Origin of the sequence: Caldicoprobacter sp. (assembly GCF_047459465.1) — a bacterium.
Lineage (GTDB): Bacteria > Bacillota > Clostridia > Caldicoprobacterales > Caldicoprobacteraceae > Caldicoprobacter.
The window spans coordinates 1-3,372 of sequence record NZ_VSCO01000173.1; the positions used below are offsets into that span (position 1 = coordinate 1).

A 3,372-nucleotide genomic window follows, 5' to 3' on the forward strand; every position below is an offset into this window, starting at 1 on the left:
TGGCCACACCGTATCCCACTCCAAAGGGCCCCTCATAGGATAAAACCCTGGGATACAACTCATAGCCATCCAGCGTTCCTAAGGCTATAATGATGGAACGAAGGCCGCACTCGCCACCTTCTTCAACCATTACGGGATCTAAATTGAAGAACCCCTCAACATCGCCGTTCTCAATAAGCGATATTATCTGCTTATCCAGCTTAGGTCCCATTGGATTAAAGCCATAAGGCCCGTCCTGGCTCAACCGATGGGATAGGTCGCCGCTGGCAATCACGCTCACATCCCTTTGGCAGGCATGTACAACTTCTTGAATAACTTTCCCAAAGGCATACAACTTCTCATACGATAAGGGTGCATATGTGATATGCACCAGCTTAAAGTCGCTATACTGCTTAACCACAAAATATAAGGGCACCAGGGCACCCCAGTCCATGGCTGTCGATATGCCGTATTCGGATGCCACATTGCCGTCAATCCCTATACAGGATATATTTGAACGCTCAGCGCTATCGACAATGGCCCTGGCTAGCTCAACATCGTTTTCAAAAGACATCTTCACGCCTGCAGCGCCAAACCTTGCGAAATTCCCTGTCAGACGCGGTACAGCCATCACAGCTATGGCATCGCGAAACATCGGTCCGTGAGGAGTGATGAGTATTATGGTATGGGGCTTCTTTTCCTCTATATGCTTGGCGCATGCTTCCATGGCCTCTAGCGTGCTTTGCGCCTTTCTCTCTTCACCTTTGCCAACCTCCGGAATGATAATGGGAGGATGAGGCATCAGGTAAACCGAAAGGATCTCACCCACTTGATGACACCTCCTTCTCCACCTATTAAGTTTATCACAAAATGGGATAAAGATACAGATATGAACGCCCTTTTCTGCAACATGCTTCCCTGATTTTGGCATAAAAATCATTTGGACCTAACTTAATAAGTTATTTTCAGCAAAGCTCTGTATCCAATAATACAAGTAGGCCTTTATTGTCACAATAATTGTGATATAAAGGCCTACCTCTTCAACCTATCATCTAAAAAAAGAATCATTCATGCAAGCCATAGGTCTTGTTCACGCTTTGTACAAAAATTATGCCTTTACCGGGCTGATCTATCTCGAGATGTTCTCTTATGGACGAGACAACCGCTTCGGCAATATCGCTCTTTACCAGGATAAGCACCATTTCCTTTTCTGGCTCGATTTCCATGGCAAAGACCTTGCTGGTCTCGTGAATGCCCGCACCCCTTGCGTTCACTATAGTGGCGCCCTTGGCTCCAGCCTTTCTGGAAGCCTCCACCACCTCCTCTCCTTTACCCCTATCTACAATCGTAACCACTAGATTGTAAGACACCTTGTCTTCGCTCCCCTCCATGTGAATTTCATCATGCTTATAGACAGTTGACCCTATTATATCACAAACCGGCATGGTAAAGGCTATGCCATGGTGCGGCTTTTCAAAATGAAAATGCTCATTTAGGAATTCTGCCACTTCATCTGCCGTTTTTCTATCAGCAGCCATTACCACTATTTCTTTACGCTCATCGGTTATACCTAAAAGCTCCAGTACATGGCTTTTGACGGTGCCTCTTCCTAAAAATACCGTCCCTCCTGTCATACCATGTTTTTTTGCTGTTTGCAACACCTTGCTGCCCATGCCGAAATTCACTATGACGTATATCAATTCAAAATCCGTGGCATTAGAGCAAACTACCATGAATGTTTATGCCTCCTTCCGAGATTTCACTTTATATACAAGTCCTAATATCTGCAAAGCAATAAGCGGCATGGATGCCACCATCGCAATCATTCCAAATCCATCCACCAGTACATTAGCGCCTTCTACCGCTTCGGCAGCCCCCTGTATAAAGGCCAATATAAAGGTGGCGGTCATGGGTCCTGAAGCTACGCCGCCCGAATCGAAAGCAATACCGATAAAAAGTTCCGGAACAAAATACATAAGTGCTATTGCTATTATATAAGAAGGCAATAAATAATGCCAGAGTTGAATGCCAGGAACCAGTACCCTCAACACCGATAAGGCCACCGCAACTCCGATTCCTAATGAAAGGGCAACCATTACTAGACTTCTCTTAATGTAGCCGCTGGTAGCATCTTCAATCTGGTGCATCAAAACGTGTACGGCCGGCTCGGCCAGTACAGTAACAAACCCCAGTATGAAACCGATTATCAGGATATACGCTTTGTTATCCAGCATGGCAACCCTATATCCCACAATACTTCCTACGTCCATAAAACCGGCATTGACGCCGTCCATAAACAGCACCAGCCCTACAAAGGCGAATAAAAGCCCCATCAATACCTTCCTAAAGGCTCTCCTTGAAAAGCCGGATGAAAATATTTGAAATATGAACAGGGTAAGCAATATAGGCAACAATGCCAAAAACACATCACGGGTAACTTTGGGTAGCTCCTCAATAAAGGGATCTATAATAGACTCAGACGCCAGGGCATTAGCCTCTAGTGCACCCGTTATCTCGCCTGCATTCGAAGCTATATCCATAATTAAAACTCCCAATATAGCGCCTATGGACGCAATACCCACCAATCCAAAACTGTCCCGTTCGGAGGCTTTGCTGTCCTTTTTTAGCATCGAAACGCCCATTGCAAGCGCCAAGATGAAAGGAACGGTTAAAGCGCCGGTGGTAGCACCGCAGGCGTCAAACGATATGGCCAAAAATGCAGGAGATGAAAACAAAGCCAATATAAAGACTATCCCATACATCACAGTAAATACAGTTCGCAGGGAAACGTTATATACTATTCTTGCAAAGCCAAGAGCAATCATGATCCCAAGGCCAATCGAAACGGCCACAACTATCCCCATCTTTGAAACTTGACCGGATGTAACCATATCCACCTGCCTTGCTAGTATATGCAGATCAGGTTCGGCAGCAGAAATGAAAAAACCAAGCACGAAACCTACACTAATTACCACCAATATTTTGTTCGTCTTTGTAATGGCCGACCCTATGGCAGTGCCAATGGGAGTAATTCCTACATCAACTCCAAGTAGAAATACCGATAAGCCTATGATGATGAGTAATGTACCAACGAGAAACTTTAAAATCAGATGCGTTTCCAGCGGCGTCAATGTAAAATGCAATATGAGAACTATTGCTGTAATGGGTAGAACAGTGTGTAGTACCTCCTTTAACTTGTCCAGAATTACGTTCAACTATGTATCACCCCTTCTTTGAAATTATACTTTAACTTATGGCATTCAGAATTATTTTACCATACTTTTTTTGTTAAATCACCTCAAAATTTGCTCAAAACCTAAGATATTTATTTAGGCTCATTGTAAAATTAAATGCAACACCAAAAAAATAATAAGACCATAGTAAAAAATCCTC

General features: G+C 44.1%; 3 protein-coding genes. All 3 read right to left on the bottom strand.

All coding sequences use genetic code 11. The features are described from left to right. Positions 1-808, bottom strand: an 808-nt coding sequence (gene amrB, locus FWJ59_RS08775; protein ID WP_414481565.1) for an AmmeMemoRadiSam system protein B, incomplete at its 3' end; no start/stop codon positions are given. A gap of 235 nt (positions 809-1,043) precedes the next feature. After that, a complete protein-coding gene (locus tag FWJ59_RS08780) occupies positions 1,044-1,712 on the bottom strand; it encodes a P-II family nitrogen regulator (RefSeq protein WP_414481566.1) in 669 nt (222 codons plus the stop codon). A 6-nt stretch (positions 1,713-1,718) separates the two neighbouring features. Then, a complete protein-coding gene (locus tag FWJ59_RS08785) occupies positions 1,719-3,194 on the bottom strand; it encodes a DUF1538 domain-containing protein (protein ID WP_414481567.1) in 1,476 nt (491 codons plus the stop codon). Positions 3,195-3,372: the final 178 nt, after the last annotated feature.